The 26,074-nt window shown below is 43.1% G+C and carries 16 protein-coding genes; 5 read left to right on the top strand and 11 right to left on the bottom strand.

Translation table 11 applies throughout. The features are described 5' to 3' along the window. Nucleotides 1-121: 121 nt before the first annotated feature. Both PL9631_RS16225 and PL9631_RS16220 read right to left on the bottom strand, forming a co-directional pair. Nucleotides 122-367, bottom strand: a complete 246-nt coding sequence (locus tag PL9631_RS16225; protein WP_079680970.1) for an AbrB/MazE/SpoVT family DNA-binding domain-containing protein — start codon at nucleotides 365-367, stop codon at nucleotides 122-124. A 404-nt stretch (nucleotides 368-771) separates the two neighbouring features. After that, a complete protein-coding gene (locus PL9631_RS16220; protein ID WP_083621882.1) occupies nucleotides 772-3,867 on the bottom strand; it encodes an NACHT domain-containing protein in 3,096 nt (1,031 codons plus the stop codon). Between the two features lie 164 nt (nucleotides 3,868-4,031). On the opposite strand from PL9631_RS16220, the gene PL9631_RS16215 reads away from it, so the two are divergent. Next, a complete protein-coding gene (locus PL9631_RS16215) occupies nucleotides 4,032-4,634 on the top strand; it encodes a hypothetical protein (protein ID WP_083621880.1) in 603 nt (200 codons plus the stop codon). 58 nt (nucleotides 4,635-4,692) lie between these two features. Here PL9631_RS16215 and PL9631_RS16210 read toward each other — a convergent pair whose 3' ends face one another. From PL9631_RS16210 to PL9631_RS16200, 3 genes are all read right to left on the bottom strand, one after another. Then, nucleotides 4,693-10,632 (bottom strand): tandem-95 repeat protein, encoded by a 5,940-nt coding sequence (locus tag PL9631_RS16210; protein ID WP_156090588.1) that lies wholly within the window; start codon nucleotides 10,630-10,632, stop codon nucleotides 4,693-4,695. A 103-nt stretch (nucleotides 10,633-10,735) separates the two neighbouring features. Next, nucleotides 10,736-14,368 carry an Ig-like domain-containing protein gene (locus tag PL9631_RS16205; RefSeq protein WP_083621879.1) on the bottom strand — a complete coding sequence of 1,211 codons (3,633 nt, stop codon included), beginning with the start codon at nucleotides 14,366-14,368 and terminating at the stop codon, nucleotides 10,736-10,738. Between the two features lie 333 nt (nucleotides 14,369-14,701). After that, nucleotides 14,702-16,897: a PD-(D/E)XK nuclease family protein gene (locus PL9631_RS16200; protein ID WP_331281269.1), complete on the bottom strand. Its 2,196-nt coding sequence runs from the start codon at nucleotides 16,895-16,897 to the stop codon at nucleotides 14,702-14,704. A gap of 106 nt (nucleotides 16,898-17,003) precedes the next feature. Here PL9631_RS16200 and PL9631_RS16195 point away from each other — a divergent pair, with 106 nt between their 5' ends. Then, a complete protein-coding gene (locus PL9631_RS16195) occupies nucleotides 17,004-18,404 on the top strand; it encodes a proton extrusion protein PcxA (protein WP_083621875.1) in 1,401 nt (466 codons plus the stop codon). A gap of 204 nt (nucleotides 18,405-18,608) precedes the next feature. Here the strand turns inward: PL9631_RS16195 and PL9631_RS16190 are convergent, their stop codons facing one another. The 4 genes from PL9631_RS16190 to gvpA all read right to left on the bottom strand — a co-directional run bounded on the left by PL9631_RS16190 (nucleotide 18,609) and on the right by gvpA (nucleotide 21,693). Further along, the gene (locus PL9631_RS16190) at nucleotides 18,609-18,968 is read right to left on the bottom strand and encodes a gas vesicle protein (protein WP_083621874.1); all 360 of its coding nucleotides are present in this window, start codon (nucleotides 18,966-18,968) and stop codon (nucleotides 18,609-18,611) included. Continuing rightward, nucleotides 18,965-20,161, bottom strand: a complete 1,197-nt coding sequence (gene gvpN, locus PL9631_RS16185) for a gas vesicle protein GvpN (RefSeq protein ID WP_083621872.1) — start codon at nucleotides 20,159-20,161, stop codon at nucleotides 18,965-18,967. Before gvpN ends, PL9631_RS16190 begins: the two co-directional genes overlap by 4 nt. Before the next feature lie 107 nt (nucleotides 20,162-20,268). Beyond that, a complete protein-coding gene (gene gvpC / locus PL9631_RS16180) occupies nucleotides 20,269-21,291 on the bottom strand; it encodes a gas vesicle protein GvpC (protein ID WP_083621870.1) in 1,023 nt (340 codons plus the stop codon). A 183-nt stretch (nucleotides 21,292-21,474) separates the two neighbouring features. After that, nucleotides 21,475-21,693 (bottom strand): gas vesicle structural protein GvpA, encoded by a 219-nt coding sequence (gene gvpA / locus PL9631_RS16175; RefSeq protein ID WP_026789190.1) that lies wholly within the window; start codon nucleotides 21,691-21,693, stop codon nucleotides 21,475-21,477. 338 nt (nucleotides 21,694-22,031) lie between these two features. Between gvpA and PL9631_RS16170 the strand changes: the two genes are divergently transcribed. Then, complete coding sequence (locus PL9631_RS16170; RefSeq protein ID WP_083621868.1) at nucleotides 22,032-22,811, top strand: response regulator transcription factor; 780 nt, start codon at nucleotides 22,032-22,034, stop codon at nucleotides 22,809-22,811. A gap of 159 nt (nucleotides 22,812-22,970) precedes the next feature. On the opposite strand, the gene PL9631_RS16165 is transcribed toward PL9631_RS16170, so the two are convergent. Next, on the bottom strand, nucleotides 22,971-23,387 hold the full coding sequence (locus PL9631_RS16165) for a CAAD domain-containing protein (protein WP_083621865.1): 417 nt from the start codon (nucleotides 23,385-23,387) through the stop codon (nucleotides 22,971-22,973). A gap of 196 nt (nucleotides 23,388-23,583) precedes the next feature. Further along, entirely contained in the window at nucleotides 23,584-24,423 is an 840-nt protein-coding gene (locus tag PL9631_RS16160) for a DUF4382 domain-containing protein (RefSeq protein ID WP_083621863.1), read from the bottom strand. 199 nt (nucleotides 24,424-24,622) lie between these two features. Here PL9631_RS16160 and PL9631_RS16155 point away from each other — a divergent pair, with 199 nt between their 5' ends. Both PL9631_RS16155 and PL9631_RS16150 read left to right on the top strand, forming a co-directional pair. Next, on the top strand, nucleotides 24,623-25,057 hold the full coding sequence (locus tag PL9631_RS16155; protein WP_083621862.1) for a ferritin-like domain-containing protein: 435 nt from the start codon (nucleotides 24,623-24,625) through the stop codon (nucleotides 25,055-25,057). Between the two features lie 72 nt (nucleotides 25,058-25,129). Next, nucleotides 25,130-26,062, top strand: a complete 933-nt coding sequence (locus PL9631_RS16150) for an FTR1 family iron permease (RefSeq protein ID WP_083621860.1) — start codon at nucleotides 25,130-25,132, stop codon at nucleotides 26,060-26,062. Nucleotides 26,063-26,074 lie beyond the last annotated feature (12 nt).

Here is a 26,074-nt window from a genome sequence, read left to right as displayed (position 1 = left end):
CTTTTTCTACTTTCAGCTTGCTATCAAAACTCACTGTTTCTGTACAACCTGCTTGACGGGCGATCGCTCCAATTAAATAATCAGAAAAATCGGCTCTACCTTGTTTATAAGGATATTAGTATCAAGTCCAATCATTGGCTCCCTCAGAGATAGCAATGTCCATTTCTTTGAGAGTAGCTTTTTTCATACCCGGTCGGTGTAGGATTCCTGATAGCTCTTGGACAGGAACATTCAGGGGAAAGAGTTTAACTTGTCCGTCTTCATCAATAATGAAGCTGATTTTACTGCCGTTAACCAGTTTCAGGCGATCGCGAATTTCTTGAGGAAGGGTAATTTGTCCGGTCTCGGTGACAGTTGCACTGAGCATGGTAGGAATTTTTTTGTAGGTATGGTTTTGGCGATATTTTAGCGCGAAAGTTGTATCGCGCAGAAACCGGGTTTCTTTGCACCAAACCCGGTTTCTGGGTTGATTTTAGAGGCAGGTAGCAAGAGCTTGTTGGAGGGGTTCTGATAACTCTATGGCCATAAAATAATGACTGGGGTATAGGTAGTCTTCTCCAGATTCATCAATGACGCGAATCATTTGATGATTGTTGGCTTGAGGGTCGAGTAAAACTTGATAAATTTTGCGAATTTCTCAGGAAGCTGAATAGTCTTTGTTATTGATGCAAACGACAAATTGCATAATCTTTACTCCAAAATATAAATGATTTTAATGTGATGAATTTCTCCTAAAATTTCAAAGTTCAATTGATTTTTACTCCCAATTTTTTACTCTTTTTGGATTTCTAGGTTGGCGAAGTGTTCTTGAACGAGGCGATGGATGAAGCGGTAGCGGTTGCCGACTCGTTGCAGGATTAGGCGTTCTGTACAGTAGTCGAGGAAGCGGGTTATATTCCAAGGCATATAGCCACTCAACCCAAGGATAAGGCGTAGTGCAAGGTATTCTATGCAACCCCACCATGCTAACGAACTGAAAATTAATCCTATAATAGTCCCATTGCCCAGTGCTGTAATAATCCCCATGTTTAAGCTGGGAATAAATCCTGAAAGCATTCCTACTGTAAAGAAAACAATAGAGCCGAGAAACGAGGTTAAAAATATATTGTTAGGTCTGCTTGTAATTTTATCTTCGTACAAAAATCCTACCAGAATTCCAAAACCAGTACCAAGCGAAATAATCCAGACTAACCAACTATTATTTCCTTGAACTACAAGAGCAAGCGAGTTTGGCAAAAAGAAGTTAAAAAACACAACAAAAACAACAGCAAATGCTGTCCAAAACCAAGCTAAAAGTAGACCTAATGGATTAAATTTTTTTAGCTGGAAGAAAAAAAGCTCCCCTTTCCAGTTAGAGTAGTTTCCTCCCCAGAAAACAAAAACTATCATTAGCAATACAAGAATAAATGCTTTCATTGTTACATTCCATCCTATACTCCAAAGTAAAGGATTTGTTTGATTCATCATCACCCATAAATTCCAAATAAAAGGAACAATTGCAAGCCATGATATTATGAAAAATAGAGTAATTATTAGAAAAATAATACTTGCTATTGACACAACAATAGCCCTCATAATAACATTTATTCCTTTTGCTAAGGAATTGACATACATGACGAGACGTACACCAAATATAATGAACCATATAGGACATACAAATGCGAATGCTCCTAGCATCCCAATTATCAAAAAAAGAATAAATCCTAGGGGAAATCCAATGAGGATATCATCAACCATTGGAATTGAAATCTGATAATCTCTAGGGGTAAATAAGACTACAGAGAAGAAAATTAAGAAGGAAAGAGAAAAAATTAACAATATATGAATATTTCTTTTTTTTTCTGGTAAAATGTATCCTTGTAATCCGTCTACTCTAAATTCTTTTTTGGGATTTTGCGTTTTATCCAGATATTGAGCTAATTGTATTAGAATATTTTGAGACTTCCAAGCCAAAGGTTGCTTTCTGGAGTACCATTTGCTTTTTGATGTTTTGCGAAGCCTTTCCACTCGATAAATACCAAGCAAATAATCAATAGCTTTTTCTTCTGTATTACAGTTTCTCCACTCCTCAACATCAATCTGCTGATAAGCAATACTTGTAATGGCCAAAAATAAAGGCTGACGAATAAAATTGACAATCTTCTCAGAATCCTTAATACTCTCCCAGAACTCCCCAAGATTGACACTGGCGAAATAATGACGCATTTGCTCTACACTCAAATCTTCCAAACAAATCGCACCATTTAAGTGCAGAACTTCCTCATATTCCTCATACTCCTCCTTGCGACTGTTTACCACCAAATGCAGAGGAGAAAATTCACTATCTAAAAACTTATTAATTGCCTGGACACACTTCGCCTGACGTTCCGATGGCAACTCATCCAAACCATCCAAAAGCAGCACTAACTCTTTATCCCGAATCCACTGCTCTCCGATTTCCTGACTAACTCCCTTACTCCAAAGCTGAGAGAGAATCCACTCCTTGATTGAAGGGTCGTATTTTTCTTTCTCTCCAAAAGGTAAAAACTTTCTTTTTGTAACTGTCTGCCATGCCGAAAGCTCTAAAATTACGGGGATGGGTGCATCGCTATCCGTCTGGGCACGCTCAACCAAGGCTTGAGCTAACTCTAACAACGTCGTGGTTTTCCCACCTCCCGGTTTTCCCAAAATCAGAAACTTGCCGTTAATGGCTGGATTCTCAAACACCTCCAGAATATTCGTCTGTGAGGGTAACTGAAACGATCGCGCTTCCCCCACCTTCACGGAAACATCCCAAGGGCGTTGCACTTGATGGGGTTGCTGTTCTTTGCCTAAATTCAGCAAAACCGCATGGTGTAACGACTGTGCTAAACGGCTTTCAACTTCAGTCCCCATCTGAGACAATAACACCTGACGGTTGCGATACTCATGTTTCGATAACTGCCGCCCCCTCGGTGCTTCCAGTCTCGTCAGCTTTTCATCTAAAGCATCTAGTCTTTTCTCTAAATTCTGTAACAATCCGGTGATATTGGTTTCCATCACTCCCAACTGTTGACAGACTTCGGCAAAACCAGAATCTATGTCCTGGGAAATTTGGCTAAAAAATGCCTGCTGCTGGGCGACGGTTCCCCGTAACTGGGTTTCTAACTGCTGGAACTGTTGGAGAATTTGCGTTAATTCGGTGGCATTCACCGCTAGATTGGTGTTTCGCAGTTGTGTCAGTTCCGCTTTCATTCCCGTGAGTAACTGCAAGGTTAATCCGGCAAAAGCTTTGCCATCGTTAGCAAAGTCTTCTTTGAGGGTTTCTCTTAAAGCTTTGGGGAAGGTGGTATGGAGTAATTCGGCTACTTGGGGATAGACTTCTGGCGGGAGTTTAAAGCCACCCCCTTTACAGGCTGCCATGTTTAAGCGGATGAAAATATCCTGCCATTCTTGGGGGGTGAGGTTGCCATCTTGGGTGAGGCTGTATTCTTCTGGGGTGAGGAATTGGTCGAGTTTGGCTTCTCTTAATTGGGGATAGCGTTGCTGGGTGAGTTCCTGTTGAGCAATTTTCACCCAATTATTTGTAGCTTGGCTGGCAATTTTTTCTAGGTTGTCGTGGGTTTTGCCTTGGTTTTGAAGGGCTGCTAGGGTGATGACGGCTGCGATCGCTTTTCCTACTGCTTTAGTTAAATCTTGATTCTGCAATGATATGCGATCGCCATCTTTCTTGTCGATTAAGGCATCAATGGCATTAGCAGTATTCCCAGCAGCAACACTGGCTAAAGCAGTCGCCAAGATTGTCCCCCAAACGATCCCATCGGCTGCCAGGAGTGGCGGAAATGCCAAGCCACCGACTATGCACCCAGTACCAATAGTTAATTTAAGGAGCGATCGCGTAACACCCATATACCCTTCATGCTGACATTGTTTGATTTCTAGGATAGACGATCTATAGAACGAGAAAAAAAATCACCCTGCATTCACGCCAGGGAGTGTTAAAGATGATGTTGAGCAACTATCAACGGTCAACTGCTAACCCATGATATCATTGTGCAAAACTTGAAACAGCTATGAATCTTTCTATTGTGATGTTTTCTGGATTAAAAAAAGCACTTCTGACCAACCTCCCACGCCATCAGCGTTGGTTATCCTTAGTGGCGACGGTGAGTTTGTTCCCCCTATTTGTTCCCGTGACTCCTGCTGAGGCGTTTCCTTCCTTTGTCTTAATTCGCCGACAGGACTATAGAAACTGCACCCAACAGTTAGTGGCGGCCGGGCTATCGGTGGAGTTAGCAACTCAAGGCTGTGGAATGGCATCACGGCCCCGGAATATGGGATATTGTGTCACCCAAATGCAAAGAAATGTAGCCGCCCTACCCGTAGAACAAATTCTATCCGGTTGTCTACAGGTTCGACGTCCCGATGAATTAGCGAATTGTGTAGTTAATATTAGCTTAAATACTAGCTCATCCGATCCGTTCAATGTTCTTGATAGCTGTCGTCGGAGTGTGTTACCCGAAACTTTCTCAAATTGCGTTGTGGGTATGAACCAAGCTAGTACAAATTTAGGAGTTGATCAACTCTTAAAAACCTGTTTAACTCCTCCTGAAAATGTTGTGAAATTGGAGCAGGAAAATTCTGTTGATTTGGAACTGAATACACCTAATCAGTAATTTAAAAACCCCGTAGAGACGTTGCATGCAAAGTCTCTACGGGGGGGGGGAGATCATATTAGAACAGGATTACATCATCAGGATTTAGGGTTGTTACACCCGTAACTCCTTCTAACTTAGCCAGAATTCGAGAATCATTCCCGGTTAAATTATTGCCATTGCCATCATAAATTAAGTAGGTATCCTTACCACTATCAAAGGCAAATAGACCTGGGCTATTTCCCGATAGAACATTTGTTGAAAGATTGGTTTGTACCGTCAGCAGAATATTAGTAGTACCCGCAATTAAACTGGTAGATAAACCAATTTGATCGCCTCCAACCTGACCGAAACCCTCAAAATTGTTAATAGAATCATAGAAACCACTACCAATTTGAGCATTAATTCCTGTTCCCACCGCATTAAATCCGATACCACCCCCATCTAGGGAGTCCGTATAAATAAACAGGTCTTTTTCTCCAAGACTACCACTTAAGCTATCCCGTCCTAAACCGCCCTGAAGTGTATCGTTTCCAGTTCCGCCCTGTAACAGATCGTTTCCACTTCCTCCCGATAAACTATCATTCCCAGCATCTCCTCGCAGGGTATCATTGCCATCCAAACCGCTTAGGGTATCATTGCCACCCAGACCATTGAGGTTATCGCTAAAACCACCTCCGGTGAAGGAGTTGGGGTTATTATCAGCAACGGGTAAGAGGTCAATTGTAATATTAGCCGTAGCCGTTCCCCCTTGACCATCACTAATAATATAGTTGAAAGTATCTGGCCCGGTCGCAGTTCCCAAACGGGTGTACTGAACTAAGGAACCCCCTCGAGTTACTAACCCCTGGGCGGTAGGTGGACTATCCACCGAGGTCAAGGTGAGAACCCCGCCATCGGGGTCACTATCATTATCTAGGGGAGAAATAGCGAATTGAATACTATTGTTCGTAAAAATTGGGCCATCATTAACCGCGATCGGAAGATCATTAATCTCCGTGATACTAATAGTTATAGTTTGACTCACCGCCGGATTTTGACCATCACTAACACTATAAAGGAAGACCCCCGCCGCCCCGCTAATATTGGGTTTAGGAACAAATTCTACCTGACTAATTTCAGCGCTGGTTAAGGTTTGACCAATAATAATCGAGTTAGTTTGACCCGTAATTCTGACGATACCCTTATTAATATCGGGAATACTATTAACCGTAATAATTAACGGATCATTATCGGGATCAATCGGAGGTACAATCCCTAAATTAGTGATCACATCTTCATTAATATTAACGGTTGTATTCCCGGGAACAATCGGAGAACGATTCAGTCCAGCAATTCCAGCAAAATCATTCACATCAAGGGTTGTAACTCCATTAACATTGTCTAATTTAGCTAAAATTCGGGAATCATTTCCCGTGATATTATCCCCATTTCCATCGTAAATCAGGTAAGTGCTACTACCATCATTAAAGGCAAATAGACCGGGATTTGTACCGGGAATCACATCCGCAGTAATATTAGTTTGTACGGCTGTTCCAATACTCACAAAAGAGGCAATGACCGTTGTAGCAAAACTAATTCGATCTCCAACCGGAGCCCCCAACCCTTCAAAGTCAGTAATTGTATCATATAAATTACTCCCAATTCGGGATTTAATCTCAGTATTAGAACTGGCATTAAACCCAGACCCGCCGCCGTCATCAGCGCTATCATAACGGAATTGGTCATTTCCGGCATTTCCCGTCATGCTATCGGCGGCTAAACCCCCGTTGAGGATATCGTCTCCAATTCCGCCCTGTAACAAGTCGGTTCCACTTCCCCCCAGGAGTAAATCATTCCCTGCATCTCCTCGGAGGGAATCCTTCCCATCCAAACCACTTAGGGTATCATTTCCGCCCAGACCATTGAGATTATCGCCAAAACTACCTCCGGTTACTGAGTTTGGGTTATCATCGGCAACGGGTAAAAGGTTAATGGTAATGGTGGAACTACTGGTACCTCCCTGACCATCACTCATACTGTAGTTGAAACTATCCAACCCCGTCGCAGTTCCTAAACGGGTGTACTGAACTAATGAACCCCCTTGAGTTACTAAACCTTGGGCGGTGGGCGGATTATCCACCGAGGTCAAAGTCAGAATATCTCCATCGAGGTCAGTATCATTATCTAGGGGAGAAATCGGGAATTGGATGCTATTGTTAGCAAAAATTGGGCCGTCGGGAACCGCCACCGGAGGCTGATTCAGAGCAATTACCGTAATCGTGCTGGCGGCTGTATTACTATTGTTGGTTCCGTCATTTACCTTCACCTCCACTGTGCGGGTAGCGGTATTGGGAGAATTAGCCGTATTGTTATAGATAATTTGTCCGATCGCGGTTTGATAAGCACTGATCGCAGCATTCCCGGTTAGAGTTAGAACCCCCGTGGTGCTGTTATAACTACTGGCGGTAATCCCCGCAGGTAACACACCGTTAACCGCTAAACTTTCTGAACTGCCATTCAAGGGGTTAGTTAAGGTAATAGTAGAGGACTCGGCGGTGGTATTGTCAGGATCGGTAATCACAATATTAGCGGCATTGGCGATCGCAACGGCCGGCTGTCTTTGCTCAAAGGTTGCTTGAGTATTATTTCCCGCTTGACTACCATCTAAGTCTAGGGTTGGGGGTTTATTGGGATTAACCGTCACATCCACCGTGGCGCTGCTGGTTCCCCCATTCCCATCACTAATAGTATAGAGGAAACTCGCTGGCCCAGTATGATTAGCGGCAGGAGTAAATAGAACATTACTATTATTCAGAGTCACTGTCCCATTAATCGGATCGCTTACTTGAGTAATGGTTAAGGGATCATTATCGGGATCGGTATCATTAGCCAGTAGAGTTGAGGAGGCGATCGTCAAGAGTACGTTTTGTGTTCCCACTACACTGTCATTTACTGCATTTGGTGGCAGGTTGGGTTGATTAATCGCAATTGTACTCGCCGTTTGTTGCGGGCCACCACTACCGGTATTTCCTTGATCGGTTGTTACCACTTGCAGGGTTGCTGAGGTGGTAAAGGCTGGGGGTGGGGTAAAGGTTAAACCATCCAGGGCTGTATTTATATTATCAATTCGACCAACTAAGGTAATAGTTGTGGTTCCATCCCCAGAAATTGTTACATTATTCGGTGTTGTACCTAAAGTCAAGGTTCCGGTACTAGCTGTTAAAGTAACCTGTACGGGATTAACGCCAGCATCAGGATCACTAATAGAAATTTGATTACCGTCCGCTTGACTAAATATAATGGGTTCGTTGCCGTTGGCGGCTTGCGACCCGGGAACCGTATTTACAGGAGGATCATTAACCGCATCAACTGTAATCGTGCTAGTCGGAATATTACTATCATCTTGGCGATCGCTAACAACAACATTAATGACCCGATTTTGAGGATTGGGATTTTGGGAACTATTGCTATAAACCACTTGAGAAAGTGCGGTTTCATAACTGGCAATTGGGGCAGTTCCAGTTAGGAGAATAATTCCGGTTGCTGGGTCATAGGCTCCAGCCGTAATCCCACTGGGCAGGGTTCCCAGGATAGATAAACCTTCTATTCCACCATCGGGAATATTGGTTAAAGTAATAGTAGCAGATGTCAGTTCCGTATCATCCGCATCAATAATACTGACACTTCCAGTAATGGCAATAGGAGTTGTCCCTTCAACAAAAACCGTGCTGTAATTATTCCCGGGTTGAGAACTGCTGAGATCCAAAATCGGAGGTTCATTAACCGATACCACATTCACCGTAACCGTTGCCGTTCCTGTTGCTCCGTTATCATCTCGGATCTGATATTCAAAAATATCAAAACCGGAAAAGTTTTTATCAGGAATATAAGTAATTGATCTTGCATTTCGATTTAAGCTGGCTTTCCCATTGGCAGGTTCCGTAATTCCGGTGATGGTGAGCAGCCCAACTCCGGTATCATTAACGATGATGGTACTATCGGGAATATCTAACAGAGTATTCTGTAAACCCGATACTGTGTCATTCTCCATCGCTAAAATTGCCGGAGTCGGCGGTTCCACCGGGGGACGAGTGGGTTGAGAGGGAATTGGTGGCGGTGGTGGCGGCGGTGTAGTTGGTGAGCTAGTTGGCGGAGTTGTGGTTGGTGGAGTTGTGGTTGGTGGAGTTGTGGTTGGTGGAGTTGTAGTTGGTGGAGTTGTGGTTGGTGGAGTTGTGGTTGGTGGAGTTGTGGTTGGTGGAGTTGTAGTTGGTGGCGTGGGTGTGGGTTCCGGTGTAGGTGTGGGTTCCGGTGTGGGTTCTGGTGTGGGTTCTGGTGTGGGTGTGGGTTCCGGTGTAGGTGTGGGTTCTGGTGTGGGGGGAAGGGGAACAGTGGGGTCAAGAACAAAACTATCTTCTGTTAAGACACTGGCACTAACCCCCTGTAACACCGCCAAAAATTCGCCTGTATTCTTATCTCTGATAATGGTATTACTGGCATTAGAGGCTTGACCTTGGGCAATTTCCAGATCTTGAAATGTCAGTCCTCCAGATAGCCCAATCTTGTCGTTGGTCGTAAAATCCGTAACAATATCTGCTAAATCAACGCTAGTACCGCCTGTAGTTCCCGTAATAAAACTACCACCATTAGGTGCTTGAGTAATCACATAACCGAGAACAAAAATATCATCTCCCGTACCTCCGGTCAGGGTATCTACCCCGGCTTCCCCGGCTAATAAATCATTCCCAGCATCACCGGAGAGGAAATCTCGACCTTTTCCAGCATTGAGGATATCTTCCCCCGCACCGCCATATAAACTATCGGCTCCATCATCGCCATTCAGAACATCATCCCCGGCATTCCCAAATAGTTGATCATTATCATCACCGCCCGAAAGGGTATCATTTCCTAAATCTCCATAGAGAATATCAACTCCTTGACCGCCCACTAAACTATCATCATCTCCGCCGCCAAAAAGTTGATCATTTCCAGCCCCTCCATTCAGGAAGTCCTGACCGGAATTACCATATAAAATATCGTCTCCGTCTGCACCAAAGACCGTATCGTTTCCAGTATCACCCGATACCATATCATTGCCTTTGTCGCCATAGAGGAGGTCATCGTCTCCCCCGCCTCGAATACTATCATTACCCTGGCCGCCATACATTGTGTCGGCCCCAGCGCCACCATTCAAGGTATCATTATCCCTATCCCCAAAAGCCAGATCATTCCCGGCGTCTCCGAAGATTAAATCATCTCCTTGTCCTCCCCGCAGACAATCATCCTCTGACCCTCCGACAATGGCATCATTGCCTTCATTCCCATTAATTTGATCCTGTCCAGCATCGCCTTGCAGGAGGTCATTCCCTCCTAATCCAAAGATGGTATCGTTCCCTTCTAATCCAGCAATCGTATCATTTTGACCACTACCAATAATGGTGTCATCTGATTCTGTTCCTGTCCCTGCCCCTTGAATTTGAATCGGTCGGGCTTGGGGTTCGGGACTAGGAGTAGCTGTGGGACTGGGGGTTTCCGTGGGACTAGGAGCATCCGTAGGACTAGGGGTAGCGGTGGGACTGGGGGTAGCGGTAGGACTGGGGGTTTCCGTGGGACTAGGGGCATCCGTAGGACTGGGAGTTGCCGTCGGTGCCGGGGTTTCCGGGCTAAATCCATCGGGAGTAAAAATAAAACTTCCGGCCGGCCCGGTTTGAACATCTCCGGTGATTTCACCATTTAAACTTTGAAATTGACCAGTTTCGGTTTCAGCTAAATAAATAGGTGTATTAGTTTCAATCGATATTGCTTCTAAAATCGGTTCCCTAGGTACAAAGATCACTCCCCCTGTCGCCCCAGGTAAAGTAGTTCCAATGCCATTAGAAAGGGGAACGAAAGACTGAACATCTGCGGGAAAAGTTTCAAATCTTCCTGGAATTGATGTGGCAAAAATTAAGACTGAACTTCCTGTATTGTACAGGTCATTACTCGGTAAAACTCTTAACGCTAAATTTGCCGGAGTTGTATTGATAACAGAACTGGTCATAATTCAGAATCCTTTGCTGGGAATAGGGATATCGAATATTCAATGTGTAGTAAGCCCTTTAGGGCTATCTTCAGACGACGCTGAAGGACTTACTACATAATCCTTAGATAATCACAAAATCACTAGGCCCGATTAGGGTACTAATATTATTAGTCTGTGGGTCAATAGAGGGTAGAATCCCTAAATCAAAAGCAGGTAAACTATCATCACTTAAATTCGGATCATAGCCTACAACATAAGCACCCGGAAAAGCTGAATAACTCAAGTTATTGCGATAAACAAAGAAGGCTGCACCATCAACCGATCCTTTTTGATTTTTCAAGGCGGCATTCACCGCTTGAACATTATCAAAGGTATCTTGGAAAATGATCACCTGTTTATTACTAATATCATCCCCTTCCGAACCCAGGTTAGAAATAATAATGCCCTGTAGGGGAACAACGGTTCCTTCTGCGGTGGTAAAACCGGGGAAACCTAAAGAACTAAATAGGAATCGATCATCACCATTAATATTAAATTCGGTGATCACATCAACACCTTCTGTCGGAGCTAAATAATAGTAGGAATTATTCCCCACATTTCCAATTAAACTATCCGCACCGCCGCCCCCGGCTAAGGTATCATCATCTTCACCCCCAAACAGGGTATCGTTGCCCTCATCTCCAAAGACTAAATCATTGCCAATTCCTCCAAATACCGTATCTAAACCATCGCCAGCAAAAATACTATCGTCCCCAAGATCAGCCACAATCGAGTCATTTCCAGCACCGCCAAAGACAGAATCATCTCCAATCCCGGCTAAGAGTGTATCGGCACCGTCGCCACTATTTACGATATCGTCCCCATCACCGCTAATAATAGAATCATTCCCCGTTCCACCAAATACGGTGTCATTATTTTCGGCCGCATCGATGCTATCGTTCCCCGGGCCACCGAGAACTAGGTCTCGACCGACTCCAGCAAAAATTAGGTCTTCTCCATCTTCCCCATAGAGGGAATCATCTCCGGCATTCCCGGTTAGAGAATCATTGCCACTTCCCCCTAACAGGGTGTCATTGCCAATGCCACTAATCAGGATGTCATCATTATTACCACCTGAAAGTAAATTACTATCGTCTCCAGCAACTAAGGTATCATTTCCATCTTCTCCTAACAAGGTATTGCGACCTGCACCGCCATCGAGAGAATCGTTTCCTTGACCCCCAAATAGGGAATCATTGCCGACTTGACCGAGGAGCGTATCATCTCCTTCTTCTCCTTGCAGGACATCATTTCCTTCTCCCCCATCGAGGGAATCATTTCCCGTTCCCCCTTCAATAATATCTCGGTTGCCCGCACCGGCGAGGACATCATTTCCGGCAAATCCTCGGATATTTTCACTTAAACCACTGCCAATAATCAGATCATCCCCATCCGTACCAGTGATAATATCATCTACAATAGTGATACTAAAAGAACTTTGAGCCGTCGTCCCAATATTATCAGTTAGGAGAAACAGGAATTGATCTCCTCCTGATACGTTACGAGCATTAAACTGAATCGAACCTGTATCAATATTTTGTTGAGTAAAAGCGCCCCCGGTATTAATTCGTTGGGGTGTAGATCCGACAATTTGTAAATTCCCTAAGTTGGGTTCTTGGGTAACGCGGTAAAAGATTTGATTGGGGGGATTATCCGGGTCTACCGCAAACAGATTGGCGGCAGTAATATTTTTTTGATCATTAAGTAAAACAATAATCCCATTATTGACTAATAAGGTTGGCGGAACATTAACAGCAATGATAATTTGGGCTGTGGACGTTAAGCCATAACTGTTTTGAATGGTATAGCTAAAGGTTTCTGGCCCGGTAAAACCCGGGTTAGGTATGAAGGTAATATTTCCGCCAGCCGTAATCGATGCACTCCCATTAGCGATTGTCCCCACACTAACTAACGTCAGTTGACTTCCTTGGGGGTCAGTATCATTTGTCAGTACGTTAAATGTCACCGAACCATCGGGAGTCCTTTTTACGGTGTCATTTTGGGCAATGGGTGGCTGTAAAGGTGGAGTCGTGGGTGTTGGTGGGGTGGTTGGTGTGGGTGGAGTTGTCGGTGTTGGTGTGGGGGGTTCGGGTGTTGTTGGTGTGGGTGGAGTTGTCGGTGTTGGTGTTGTTGGTGTGGGTGGAGTTGTCGGTGTGGGAGTTGTCGGTGTTGGTGTTGTTGGTGTGGGTGGAGTTGTGGGTGTGGGAGTTGTCGGTGTTGGGGTGGGAATTGGAATGATCGTACCGGAAATGGGAGTAAAACTATCGGCCGTGATGGTGTTACTATCCACACCAATTAGAACTGCAATATAATCTCCAGCACTACCGTTTCTAATAATAGTATCGCCCGCATTTTGGGCACTTTGACTAATAGATAAGTCACTAAATTGTAAACCGCCAGCTAAACCAATGCGATCGCCCAATTCAAAATCATTAACAACTTGAGCATCTTCTAAATTCGCACCGCCACTTTCTGAGGTCATCACAAAGGTGTCATTTCCTGACCCTCCGGTTAGGGTATCGAGACCCAGACCGCCAAAGAGAAAATCGTCCCCGGTTTCCCCGGAAAGTTGGTCATCTCCTTCGCCCCCAAATACTACATCGTTGCCAATACCACCAAAAATCGTATCGTTTCCTTGGTTTCCATAGAGGTTATCGGCGCCGTCATTACCAAAAATTAGGTCTTCTTCTCCACCACCATAGACGGTATCATTCCCGGCATCGCCCCAAAGAACATCACTGCCTTTATCGCCAAAAACAAGATCATTGCCTTCGCCGCCCCTAACACTATCTGCGCCTTGGCCTCCATAAAGGCTATCGTTGCCTATATTGCCAATAACGGTATCATTACCCAGTTGTCCAAATCCGGTATCGTCTCCAGCACTGGCATCGAGGATATCATTATCTTTACCCCCATTGAGTTCTTCGTTCCCTTCACCTCCGGTGAGGGTATCATTGCCTTCGTTGCCGTAGAGGGTATCATTGTCCTCATCCCCTCGCAGTTCGTCATTTCCTGCTAAACCAAAGATAGTATCGTTTCCGGCTAAACCATTGATCACATCATTGCCAGAGGAACCTGTAATATAGTCGCTGGTTTCTGTTCCTTTACCAATGCCTTCAATAATAATCGGTTGATTCCCCGCCAACACTTGAATAAAAACTTGAGCCGGGGCAGTTCCATTTGTGACAGTATAACTAAAACTATCTGTCCCAAAGAATTGGGGGTCGGGAGTGTAAGTAAAAATTCCTGCCCCATTAAATACTAAGGTTCCGTTTGCTGTCGAACCAAATTGATTAACGGTAATACTGGTGCCATTTCCACCAATAATAATATCGTTTTCTAGGACATTAAAAAATGTAGCTTGTCCTAAATTAGTTTGAAAAAAGTCATTATTAGCAATCGGAGCAGAACTTGTGCCTCCATTGTCTGAAGGAGTTGGAGGAGGGGGTGTGGTTGGGGCTTCTGTTGTGGGTGCGGGAGGCGTGGTTGGGGCCTCCGTCGTGGGAGTGGGAGGCGTGGTTGGGACTGCCGTTGTGGGTGTTGGTGCTGGGGAATTTTGAGGCACAAAAATGACTTCTCCGTTAGCGCCAGGAAGGGTTTCCCCCACTAGACCACCGAAGCTTTGAAACAGACCAGATTCCGTGGGAAATATTAATAGAATGTCCTGAGTATTAATTACTCTTGCCCTAACGGTATTAATTACTGAACTTGTCATTTTTTAGTTTCCTCATGAATGAACCCACACGATCAAATCAACGTTCGACACCCAGACCAAGGATTAATCTATAGTATTCCCAGAATAGCCGATGATATTAACATCTATCACTGGAAATTAATCAGATTAATTTTCTGATATTAAAAATAACAATAACTTGCTTTGTTTTTAATATCATTAGTATTGATTTTAAGTCCTTGATTTAATTTTTTATAAGTTAATTAAACCTTCTTTATGTATTTTTTTACAGACAATGATATGAAAGTTTGGTTAAAACTATTTCCTATATTATCTGATGGTTTCTGGGTTTTAATCTGGGTTTGAAGATCGCCCTCAAGGGCTGACTACGTGAACGAGAGGTAAAAGGGGGCCAAATTGTTCTTGACCATTGACCGCCAAATCACTGTGACAGAGAATTAAGCGATCGCTCACCCGACTTAATAAATCTACAATAATACGGTGCAATCGTTGTAGATCAGCCGACCTTGTATTTGCTTCTGTCCCCGGATACTCCGGTTGTTCCTGGAGAAACAGAGGCGCTCCCCACAGAATACTCGCTCCTCCACTCAACCACAAGGGAGATCCCACATCCAGCCAAAAGTGCCAAGGATGGGAAGCTCGACTGGCCCGATACTGAAAAATTGTCCCCAAAGTCACCGCCGCAGGTTTAATCCCTAAACTAGATACCGGATAAGGGTTAGCAGAAATCACCCCCTTTCGCAATAACTGAATAAACTGGCCTACTTGTTCGCAGATGATCCCATCGGTTGGCATCTGTAAACGATTCTGCACCTGCCAATAGTGGAGTGCGGTTTCCATCAACTCCCGCAGTGCCGATAGTTGGTCGTTTCTCAAGATGCTATATCCCAGGGTTTGACCCGTGCCATTACCCATAAAAAAATGCTGAATCCCTCGATCTAACAACACCGCCGGACTGGCTAATAACTGGTTTTGATAGTCTTCCCGTTGAACTTCCAGCCAGTTCAAAATCCGGTTATAGGCGACCGTCGCCTGACACCCTAACCGATCCCAACGGGGAAAAGCATTCACGGTCAGTAACCTAGGATTCTCTAAGTCAGGAACAAAACAATGATCGGCTAATAACCCAGCGCGTACGGGGTCGATGGAGGGAGGGGGGGTAGGGGAGGCAGGGGGAGCAGGGGAGGCAGAGGGAGAAATAATTGACTGTTGGTTTTGGGTGTTGTCTGGGGTGTGATGGGTGTAACGACTCAGTGTTACGAGCATTTCGGCGATCGCATCTCGATGAACTAGATGACCATTGCCCGGATAGACCAGTGCCATTAGGGTTAATAACCCTCGCACCAGGGGCGAACTGATTAGGGGGCGTTGTTCTTGCATCGACTCAACGGGGATTCCGGCATGGTTGAGGAGTTCTCGAAGGGTATAACGGGCGATCGCATCTAAACCAGGGCCAATCAGGGCAATTTCATCGGGCCTTACCTGACCAGTTTTAACCCCGGCGATAATCTGTTCGGCGGTTTGGCGGAGCAAATCAGCCCGCGATACGGTTTGAATCGATTGAATATGAGGGGAAAACAAGAGGGAGTCGGGAAAAGCAATGGCATTCTCAAGCACCAAATCTAAAATCGGTTGGGCCAGGTGTTTTCCTAAACCCCTGGGTCGGTCTAAGGTTTCGGTATGACATCGCTTTTCTAAATCCAAGAAAGCCATCGGGTCGGCCCCTAACCCCAAACGTACAGACCCATTAGGATTGTAGGTAAATGCAGCCATTTTTCCCTGCTCCAGAAAGAATTCAAACAAGTGACGGGCCAGGATGGGATATTCGTCCACGTCGTCAGCTAAAACTACCGGATATCGACGCAGTAGGTGTTTTTGATAGGTGGGATGATGCAGCAGGTGTTGACCATAGAGATCGGCAATAATCCCATAGGTGAGTAACCCCCGCTCTAAGCACCAGTCCCGCCATTGTTGCAGCCACTCTCCGATCTGGTTGTAGGGGGTTTCGATGTCGCCCGTGGGGAGAAATCCCTTTTCTAAAATCTGGGGAATGGCTTCTATGGGGGTAAGGCTCAGGGCCGCTAGTTGCAGAATATCCAGAATTTGCCGCACCATTCGGTTAAGGCTGACCCCTGGACGTCTGAGGTTACTGATTTCCAAATCTCGACTCCAAAGCCCTAGGGCAAGTTCCTGTTCGGTTTCGGGGCGTAAACCTAGGGGAAATTGGGCTTTTAACCCTAATTTTTCGACTAACAGGGGCCAAAACAGCATCACTTCATCTTGAAAAAACCCTAAAGGGGTTGTGGAGTAAAAGGCGTATTGTCCCTCGGGAGTGGTGGTTAAACGATTAACCAGGGCGATGCGGTTATCGCCATTGGCGGCAAAAATTAAGGTCGTAGTGCCGACGGACTCAGGATTTAACCTGGGTTGAGGTTGGGGGGGGTGGGGAAGGGTTCCCAGTAAGGGTGTCCACTCACAAAATAATTCGATCAGGCGAGTGGTTTTGCCACTTTGGGAACTTCCGGTAATCCAGATAGCAGGAGAGAGCACGGCAATCGGTCTAAAATTTGTTAAGATACCTCGTACATTGTACCGATGTTCCCCAAGAACGTCTTTAATTCATACTCACTCTGATTATTCTTAAGAGGTCTAAACCATGGCCGCTGCTGATTCCAGTCTATTTCAACAGTTATTTGGTAATGCTAATCAATGGTTTCGTGGTACACCGGAACGAGCTTTGGATCAAGCGTATGATGCTGCCTTAAAGATTCGTTCTCTTGAGAATGAGCATTTCCAAGGTGAGAAAATATCCCCAGAATCCCATCCTGAATATAGCGATCGCGCTCTTTCTTATTTTAATTCTGAACTAAAAAAATATCTCAAAATTATTCAGACTCGCTTAATAGTATTTAATGCCAGCCGTTCAGTTTTGGGATGGTCGGAACAAATCAATCCCTCCTCTGGGATTAACCTGGAGTTAGAACAAAAAGTTACCTCTAATGGATCATTACCTCACCCGAAAATAGTTTCTGCTATTTGTGAAAAACTCGATTATATTGATGCGGTAGTTAGCCGTTATCAATCGCCAGATTTTTCTGTCAATTCCTCCACCTATTCTCTCGAAAACTCTCTATCATCAACCGCGACTGAAAATCCTCGAAATTCAACCCTGAATCATGGCTCTGAAAACAAGAATTTTTTGAATAATAACCCTCCTCCTATTTCTAAAAAAAAGACAAAAATGGGTTTCAAAAATAAGAGTTCAACTCGGGTTTTACCCCGTTCTTTATTGAGAACTTTAAGTCGAATTAAACAGGAACTCAGACCTGGATCGGAGTCGGAAATTATTGAGAGTTATAAACAAACTCAAAAAAGAACCTTAGAGTCTGTCCGATTTATTCTATTGTTGATTTTAATTCCTTTACTCACTCAACAATTAGCTAAAAATTTTGTGGTTGGGCCGATTGTTGATCGGGTATTTACAAATAAAGAACAAACACCTATTTTTATTAATGTTGATATGGAGGAGGAAGCCTTTATTGAATTAAAACAATATGAAGAACGTCTTAGATTCAAGGCTTTAATTAGTAAAGCTCCTCCTTTGACTTCAGAGGAATTAGATGAAAAACTTAAGGAAAAAGCCCAAGAAATAGCGGAAGAATATAAGGGAGATAGTGGTGGTGCTATTAAGAATGTTTTCGCGGATATTATCTCGGTTTTGATGTTCGCTGGTATTTTAGTTTACAACCGCAGCGAGGTAGAGACTCTCAAATCATTTATGGGGGATTTAATTTATGGGCTCAGTGATAGTGCGAAAGCTTTTATTATTATTTTGTCTACGGATATGTTCGTCGGGTTTCACTCTCCCCACGGTTGGGAAGTGATTTTAGAAAGTACCGCCCGACATTTTGGACTTCCTGAAAATCGAGAATTTAACTTTTTGTTTATTGCGACCTTTCCAGTTATTTTAGATGCGGTGTTTAAATATTGGATTTTCCGTTATCTCAACCGCAGTTCTCCTTCTGCTGTTTCTACTTATAAAACTATGAATGAATAAAAGGTCTGTAGGGGAGGGTTCAAGTTAATTTTTGATATCCATAAATAATTTACCTAAACCCGCCCCGATCCTATCGCCAAATCCCCAATTAATTGAATATTCATGGTGAGAGTTGGGCGGGTTTATCAGGATGTTTTGTGGGAATCAGAAATTTTTACAGAACCCGCCCCTACAATGGGGATGATAAATTCATCTAATTGAATATTAATGGTTGGCTTGGTTTTCTTGGGGTAATAATTCTTTTAAGACTTTGACTTCCTCCTGTAATAATTTAACCTGTTCTAATAATTGTTGATTACTCTCGGTTAAAATTTTGGTTTGACTACTTAAATAGGGATCACTTTCCCACCAATTAATCCCAATTTCCCTAGCTTTATCGACAGAAGCAATTAACAAACGAATTCTAATATTCAGGAGTTCGGTGGAACCCACGGAAACGGAAATATCTCCGGCGATGACAATTCCCTTGTCTAAAACCCGTTCTAAAATATCCGCTAAACTCGATCCTTGGGTCGATGTGGGAACACCCCGTTGTATATTTGAGGGACGTTGCTGTGAGTTCATGGTTGAATTAATTCTCCTTGTTTGTGCACCGCAAAGAAACGATTATCCTGCTGTTTCAGATGTCCTTGTTTTAACAAAGATCTCAATATATTAGTGGTTTGGACTCGATTTAATCCTAACGCCACTTCAATTTCTGAAACCCTGGCGCTGGTGGTTTTCTGTAAGTATTGATAAACTTGTTCTTCAATCTCTAAGTGATTATTTTCAGTTAATCCCGTTTCTGAGGATGGCAAAAAACTGTTAGTTGATGTGTCACCATCGGTTAATACGGTTTTGATCACTTTTTCTAATTTATTTTGAGCTTCTGTTAGGGATAGGGCGGTACGCGATAATAAGATATCGGCACAAACTTCGATAAAGTCGTGATTATTTTCCTCGATAGAAATATCATGTTCATGACAGATTTTTGCAATAATCAATCCGGGTCTTAATCCCGAGGCTTTGTCAATATGGGGTCGGGCAGCTTTACCATTTTGAACGGGTTTAATTTCTTTTTTTTGGGTAGTTATTTCTAAATAAATTTTGACTATTTTAATAATGCTTTGGGCATCTTCGGGAGAAATTCCGATTTTTTGAATTAAAATTTCCTGCTGGGTTGCGTCGTCAGGTTCGGGCATATCAATCGTAATTAACCGATCTAATAACGCATCTTGAGTTCCATAAACCCCACAATATTCCTCGGGGTTGGAGGTGAAAATTGCTCTAAAATGGGGATTGACTCGAATATATTCTGAACGACTATTATTGGGAGGCAGCACTAATAATTTTTCTTCTAAGGCAGACAGTAAAACGTTATTAACTTCGGGACGGGAACGGTTAAACTCATCATAAACCAGGGTAAAGCCTTCTTTACACGCTAAGGTCAGACGAGAATCAATCCAATTTTGTCGTAATTCATCTTCTAATTTAACAACACTATGAATAAAATTATCAACGACTTTCTTCCGAGTATAGCCCAGTTGGTTGCCAATTAAATCGGAGGATTTGAGCTCATCATCGCCAAAAATTAAGACAATGGGACGGTTTAATAAATCGGCTAAGTGCATCGCCAGGGTGGTTTTTCCGGTTCCGGCGGGCCCCCTTAAATGCAGAGAAAAGCCACTCTGAAGATACCTCAAAGCTCTAACAGTAAGTTGTTCAATGGCTGGCGTATTAACAAAGCCTTTAGGACGAGCTTGAAGCACGGTAGTCATATTTTTAATGGCGTTATTCAGCTAAAATACTGCCGAGTTAGGGATGGACGGCAGGTTTAATTTAATCTTATAGCAGGGAACTATCCATGGGGGAGAAACCCTCAACCCTAGGGTTTTTTCGCGGGAATATAAACGCGATCGCGTTGAGTAATCTGTCCCTGTTGTAATAATACCCGAATTGCATCCACGGTTTGTACCCGATTAATGCTCAGAGCTTGCTCAATTTCGGCTAACCGAGCCCCGTTTTGATGGGTTTGGATATACTGGTAAACCCGTTGCTCCGGGGTAGCTGGTTGAGCAGGAGAGGGGGTAACGATGGGTTGAGGTTTAATTAAATGGGGGATAGCCTGGGGTTTCGCAGGAGTTTTGGGTTTTAAAGGAGGCTTAGACGAAGGGGCTGTTTTATGAGAAACGACGGGTTTTTTGGGAGAAATAGATCGGGGTGGGGTGACAGATTTTCGGGGTTGTCGATGGGAATTGCCCCAAACAGTTTGTTGAAGTTTCAGGTGATAATCTTGCAGTTCTGCACGAAATAGCCCTAAATCTTCAAATAAGGTTTGAACAGCGTCTTGTCGTTCCGTCCGACTCTGTTGGAGTTGTTGTTGCAATTGTGCAGCCATTTCCTGGTGCAAAAGATCTAACTCTACTAAATAGTCTTCTACTTCCCGAGAGAGGGTTTGGCGAAAAATAGCTAAGTTCTCAAGTAAGGATTCCCGGGCTTCTAGGCGCTGTTGCTGATAATTGGCTAACAAGTCTGTAACCTGATATTCCAGATCTTCTCGAAATTCGGATAATTGCTGATGCAGTTGGGTGGCGACCTGTGAGCGTTCTTCCGTGGTTTGTTGCAAAAACTCGCCCACTTCTTGGGACAACTGGCCGATAAAGTTTTCCAGTTGTTCTCGTTGTTCCTGGGCAACCCAGAGACGTTCGGTGCTGATGTTCGCCAATAAATCTTGGGTTTGTTGTTGTAAACTCGCGACAAACCCCTGTCGAGATTCTTGATCATCTAAGGCTTGATTTTGGCGCTCTTGTTGCCAAAGGGACAGGGTGGTTTGAACGTGCTGTTGACGTTCTTGAACGACCTGTTGGCGTCCGAGGCGCGACCGTTGCCACTCGTCTTTTAAGGCCATAATTTTTTTAAAACCCTCGTGTCGGTGGGTTGTGTATTAGTGTGCATTGGGTATGGGCTTTTAATTCCGTTGATTATACTTACACCCTGACCATCAATCGGTAAAACATTACACCCAGCAGCAATGACTTACCTGAGTCATTGTGCTTTTTCTGCTCCATACCCGTTGCCTATTCTGTCAAGTTTAGACCGAAGGAACAGCCGCCTGGGCGGTTAAACCAACGGCTTCTGCGTACTTGAGATAGGTTTCAACAGAAGCAATCACGATTCTGGCTTCTATGGATAAAAGTTCGATTCCGACGAGGGAAACCCGCACCCAAGCGTCAATCACAATGCCCTTATCTAAAATCCGATCAATTACTTCAGCCAGACTGGAGGATGAGTTCACTTTTTCAACGGCCATGAGTCTATTACTCCTTTTTGGTGGAAAGAACTGGGTATATGCTGATACAGTCCTTTAGGCTAATCATACCCCGAAAGTTGGTAATTTTGATTTTTGTTTGTTACTTATTTTTACAATTTCTGAAGATCGATTCATGCCTGGGAATGAATCTGTGAAATAATTTATTCCGACTTCAAGAATTGTTGCAAAAAAAACTTAAAAATGCTATAATACATTGCGCCGTTTTAGTTATCAGTTAAAAGTTGAAAATTTAAGAGTTAAAAGTAGAGATTTATATTTGATCTTTACTGTTTACTGATAACTGATCGCTGATTATGCCCAAATCACCAGATTAAATGATGCCCCGGATATTAGTCATAGATGATGACCCCGCAATTTCGGAACTGGTAGCCATAAACCTAGAAATGGCTGGTTATGAAGTCAGTCAAGCAGAAGATGGGATTAAAGGACAGGCTCTGGCGATGCAATTGTTGCCAGATTTAATTATTTTAGATTTGATGTTACCTAAAGTGGATGGGTTTACCATTTGCCAACGTTTACGCCGGGATGAACGCACGTCAGATATTCCTGTATTGATGTTAACTGCTTTGGGACAAACCCAACATAAAGTTGAAGGGTTTAATTCGGGGGCGGATGATTATTTAACTAAACCTTTTGAATTAGAGGAAATGCTGGCTAGGGTGAGGGCGCTGTTGCGAAGAACGGATCGAATTCCCCAGGCGGCTAAACATAGCGAAATTCTCAGCTATGGGGCTTTAACTTTGGTTCCTGAAAGGTTTGAGGCGATTTGGTTTGACACTACTGTTAAGTTAACCCACTTAGAATTTGAACTCTTACATTGCTTGCTGCAACGTCATGGCCAAACCGTTGCGCCCAGTGAAATTTTAAAAGAAGTTTGGGGTTATGATCCCAATGATGATATTGAGACGATCCGAGTTCATATTCGCCATTTACGCACAAAGATGGAACCCGATCCCCGTCATCCCCAATATATTAAAACAGTCTATGGTGCAGGATATTGTCTGGAACTCCCCACGGGTAAAGGAAAACTAGATGATCTTGCTATTCCTACAGAGTCTTCTATAGACGGAAATGGAGCTAAGGGGAAGAAGAAATAGGGGAGTAGGGGGAGCAGGGGGAGCAGGGGGAGCAGGGGGAGCAGGGGAGGTAGGGGAGAAATTATTAACTTTGGTTTTTTGTCCTCGGTTTTTTGTCCCCCGTCTTTTGTCCCCGGTCTTTTTGTCCCCGGTCGTCTGTCTCCTGTCCCTATCTTAAAGTTAGTCGCCTGTAACTTGTTCTTTGTAGGATTTGAATTCTTGAACTAATTCTTGACGGGTTGAGGCTTTGAGCAGGTAGCGGTAGACAAACCAAGCGGTATATCCCATACCAATTAACTCAAAGGTGGGAGCTAAAAGGGGAACATCATTCAGAGCATCGATTACCGCAAACAACACTTTTAGAGTCACAAGGGCGGATAAAATCAGAACGATGGTAATAATCGGTTTTTGGTAGGAGCCAAAAAAACTGGAGATGTAACCCGGAAGTTCGGATAAGACGACTACAACTTTTTCTTTAATTTCCTCAAACTGGGCATTGGTTGAAGGGGAGGTGATAGCACCGCCTGTTTCCACAGTTACCTCTATTTTTGCCTCGGTAGGTATGGATGTGTCTGTGATCTTCGTAGGTTCTTGCATTTTTCGTCTCCTTGTTTAAAAAAATATGCAGTACCAATCGATTTTAAGCTAGATAGAACAGGTTTTTGCCAGAATTAGACTATTTGACAGAAAAATTATCAGGAAGCGAGCCCCTGAATTGATTCTTATGGTAACTCTGAAGGGAAATAAATTCCCCTTCACTCATCTTTTTTTGGATATATTCAATTAACAAGCTTTAGGGATTGGAGGTTACTGCTTTACAATCACCTTCTCCAACCTGAGCAATATTGGATAAAATTTCAATTAATTTTTGATAATCAGCCTCGGATAATTTTTGTTTAAGGGTCGATAAATCTGCCACTAATTGTCCATTTTCAGCCATGGCTGCTAGGGGTTCAAAACCTAAAGCATTGCTATTGAGTTTTTCCGTAGCATTTTTATTTTCATCTCCAAATAAATAATCAAAATGGAAGGTTGCTTCTAAATTTGTGGTTCCCCCAGGTTGCAAAATACCCTTGGGTTCTTCTCCGACATAATCGCCACAAATAAACTGCATTTCCCGATCAAATTTGAGAACAAAAGGTACTTCTTTATCTCCTTTAGTTGCTACCCCTTCTATAACCATAACTTGATCAGCTATGGCTCCTTCTATTCCCTTTCTGAGATTCCATGAAATCGCATTATACTTTCCCGCAGGAGCCGGAACTTCATTCACAATAATTGGCTGTGCTGTGTCATCTCCTTCTGCTAAATCCACGATTTTTTTCACCACTAAACTAATACTGGTTTTAGCATTGGGTTGAGTTCCTGTTTCTGCATTATAAGGCGGATCAGCTTGATAAGCCATGGCATCAACAAAGTTGACATAAACATGATCAAATTTGATCGTCCAGCCGTCCTTAGAAACTAATCCTTTTCTTACAAAATCTTTTCCATTAGCTTGAAATTTTACTGTTCCAATTTCCCCGGTTTGTGCTATATTTGGAGTATTCTGAACTTGGGGAGTTTCAGGTTGAGAACAGCCCATCAGAGAGGCTATGATTAAACTGATTAGACTAATTTGTTGTTTTTTCATTTAAAATTGGGTCAATAAAATCCTTACTTCTATAGAAAACAAGTTTTTCGGTAAATTTGCAATCCCCTAGGGGGGGATTAAATCTAATATAAATATTCAGAATTTCTGATGGATACAGATAAAAATTTTAACTGATTATTCCCAAGAGGATAAACTATTGTCATAATAAGTAAAGTATGTTTTAGGTTAAAGACAAAGTATGAGAGATCTGAATCTACCAAAAGCGATTGAATTGCTAAACACGATTATGGAATTCGAGTTAGCCGGGGTGGTGCGTTACACCCATTATTCTTTGATGGTAACTGGGCCGAATCGTTTGCCCATTGTACAGTTTTTTAAAGCTCAAGCTACGGAATCTTTACTTCATGCTCAACAAGCGGGAGAAATTCTCACGGGTTTAGAAGGACATCCTAGCCAGAAAATAGCGCCGATTGAAGAAAGTTATCAGCATTCGGTCAGGGATCTTTTACAAGAAAGTCTAGCTCATGAACGTAAGGCTTTAGAATTGTATAAAGATTTGCTAGAAGTGGTGGAAAATGCGAGTATTTATTTAGAAGAATATTCTCGCACAATGATTGGTCAAGAGGAATTACACAATATTGAAATCAAGAAAATGTTACGAGATTTTAGTTAATTTCCGATAATTTTCAGGCTGGTTAATTCCAGCCCATTCACAAAAAATAAATTAACTCAGCATACAATTTTTATGAATATAACAGAAGCATTGCCTACGTTTTTTATTACTTTAAGAGAAGGGTTTGAAGCGGCTTTAGTCGTGGGAATTGTTCTAGCTTGTTTGAAAAAAGCCGAACAAAGTGATCTGAATCCTTGGGTGTTTTCTGGAGTGGGCGCGGGGATAATTGCCAGTGCTATTTTTGGTGTTTTATTCGGCTGGTTAATTCAAGGAATAGGAACTTCTGAACATCCCTACGCCCCGGTTTTTGGGGAATTTTTGGAGGCGGGAATTGGATTATTTGCGATCGCCATGTTAAGTTGGATGTTAATTTGGATGACCCAACAATCTAAATCCTTAAAATCGGAAGTGGAAGGGGCAGTTAAAGCGGCTATTAATCAAAATAAAACGGCAGCCGGATGGGGAATTTTCGGCTTAATTTTTATTGCGGTTTTACGGGAAGGTCTGGAAACCGTTGTGTTTATCTTAGCTACTTTTGAACAGGGAATTACGCCTGCTATTGGGGCGGTTTTAGGCTTATTAGTAGCTGCGGGTTTGGGAATATTGCTGTTTAAGTGGGGAGTGAAAATTAATATTCGATTGTTTTTTCAATTTATGGGGATTTTTCTGTTATTAATTGTAGCCGGGTTGGTAATTTCAGTTCTCAAACATTTGGATGCAGGAGTGGGAATATTAGCTCAAATTAATCCTGAATATACAAGATTATGTCTGACTCAACCGGCATCCTGTTTATTAGGAAATTTGGTATTAAATTCCCAAGGATTTTTACCCGATAAACAATTTCCTGGGATTGTTTTAAAAGCCTTATTTGGCTATCGCGATCAATTATATTTGGTTCAAGTTGTCAGTTATTTTCTGTTTTTGCTCACCGTGGGCGGATTCTATTTACAGGAAATTAATGGACAAGTGATCGCACCTCCAAAAACAGAAAAAGCGGCTTCTTGATATAATTTTAAA

Origin of the sequence: Planktothrix paucivesiculata PCC 9631, assembly GCF_900009265.2 — a bacterium.
Classification (GTDB): domain Bacteria; phylum Cyanobacteriota; class Cyanobacteriia; order Cyanobacteriales; family Microcoleaceae; genus Planktothrix; species Planktothrix paucivesiculata.
This window is presented reverse-complemented; position numbering and strand designations above follow the sequence as displayed.